The 1,559-nt window shown below is 56.8% G+C and carries 4 protein-coding genes; 2 read left to right on the top strand and 2 right to left on the bottom strand.

Annotated features, from left to right (window positions below):
- On the bottom strand, positions 1-484 hold a 484-nt coding region (locus AC1D35_RS36060), incomplete at its 3' end, for an MFS transporter (protein WP_477942793.1).
- A 109-nt stretch (positions 485-593) separates the two neighbouring features.
- On the opposite strand from AC1D35_RS36060, the gene AC1D35_RS36055 reads away from it, so the two are divergent.
- Complete coding sequence (locus AC1D35_RS36055) at positions 594-914, top strand: YggT family protein (RefSeq protein WP_477942795.1); 321 nt, start codon at positions 594-596, stop codon at positions 912-914.
- Positions 911-1,222, top strand: a complete 312-nt coding sequence (locus AC1D35_RS36050) for a DUF167 domain-containing protein (protein ID WP_113308715.1) — start codon at positions 911-913, stop codon at positions 1,220-1,222. The genes AC1D35_RS36055 and AC1D35_RS36050 overlap by 4 nt, the downstream gene beginning before the upstream one ends.
- 3 nt (positions 1,223-1,225) lie before the next feature.
- On the opposite strand, the gene AC1D35_RS36045 is transcribed toward AC1D35_RS36050, so the two are convergent.
- Positions 1,226-1,559 (bottom strand): inorganic diphosphatase (locus AC1D35_RS36045; protein WP_477942791.1); only part of this gene is annotated, 334 nt, incomplete at its 5' end.

Here is a 1,559-nt window from a genome sequence, read left to right as displayed (position 1 = left end):
GACCGGTAATTGCCGCAAGCTGCCATGAAGATGAATTCCAGGCGATCGCATTGGAGAGATCCTTCTCCGGCACCAGGTTCGGCGCAAGCGATTGTACGGCCGGCGTCATGAAGGCGCGCTCGATGCCGAAGATCAGCAGCACGGCAAAGACCGGGATCGGCGAAAAGGTGCCGGTAAGCGTCATCGCCAGAAGCGCCAGCGTGCAGAGCGCGCCGACAAACGAGCAGATCGAGGCGATGGCGCGGCGATTGTGCCGGTCGGCCACGGAGCCGGTCACAAGGATCAGCACGAGGGACGGCAGGAACTGCACAAGCCCGATGAGGCCGAGATAAATTGCGCTCCCTGTCTGGTCATACATCTGCCAGCCGACTGCGACGCTGACGATCTGCTGCGAGAAGGAAAGCAGGAAGCGCGCAAAGAAGAAGCGGGTGTAAGACGGGTGCCGGAACGCGGCAAAACGATCTCCGGTAGGCGAAAGCGGCATGAAGCTTTTCCGAGGGAACGGGCGCCAAAAGCCATGTAAGAGCGGCCGTTAAACATGATTCACCGTGCTCTCCCACACGGTACTTGCCCGTTTAGTCGCCAATGTCTACATGTCTGTCAACAACGAATTGGAGACGACGATGATTGCGCTATTTCAAACCATTGATTTGGCTTTGCAAATTTATACTTGGATCCTGATTGCAAGCGCTATCTTTTCCTGGCTCTTTRCATTTAACGTCATCAATTCCAGCAATCAGTTCGTCAATCAGGTGGGGATGTTCCTCTACAACGTCACCGAACCTGTGTTGCGCCCGATCCGCCGCCTGCTGCCCAATCTCGGCGGCATCGATATCTCTCCGATTATCCTGCTGCTGATCATCTTCTTCCTGCGCTCCTTCCTCTGGACGACGATCTATCCGCTCTTCGTTTGAACCGGCCCTGGAAAAAATTCGACGATCATGTCCATCTCGCCATCCGGCTGACGCCGAATGGCGGGCGCGATGCCATCGATGGCATTGAGCCCGATGGTGAAGGCGGAATGCTGCTGAAGGCGCGCGTCACCGCCGTCCCGGAAAAGGGAAAGGCGAACAAGGCGCTGATCGCGCTCGTCGCCAAATCGCTCGGTATCGCCAAATCCTCCGTCAGCATCGCTTCCGGCGACACGGCGCGTAAAAAAATCCTCCGGATCGATGGCGACCCGGAGGATTTGATAGAAAAGCTCGAAAGGCTTCTGGCCTGAAGATCAGGCCTTTTCCTTCTTGGCGCGTTCGATCGCCTCAAGGATAAGCTCACCGGCTTCCTTGTAATCACCCCAGCCGTAGATCTTTACCCACTTGCCGGGCTCAAGATCCTTGTAGTGCTCGAAGAAGTGCTCGATCTGCTTCAGCGTGATTTCGGGAAGGTCGGTGTAATCCTTCACCTTGTCATAGCGCTGCGTCAGCTTTGGCGACGGAACGGCGATGATCTTCTCGTCCTTACCGGAATTGTCTTCCATTTTCAGGACGCCGATCGGGCGAACGTTGATGACGCAGCCCGGAACCAGCGGGCGGGTGCTGGCGATCAGCACGTCGATCGGG

It is taken from the genome of Rhizobium sp. P1_E6 (assembly GCF_056405875.1).
Note: the sequence above shows the minus strand (reverse complement) of the source record. Positions and strands in the feature narration are given on the sequence as shown.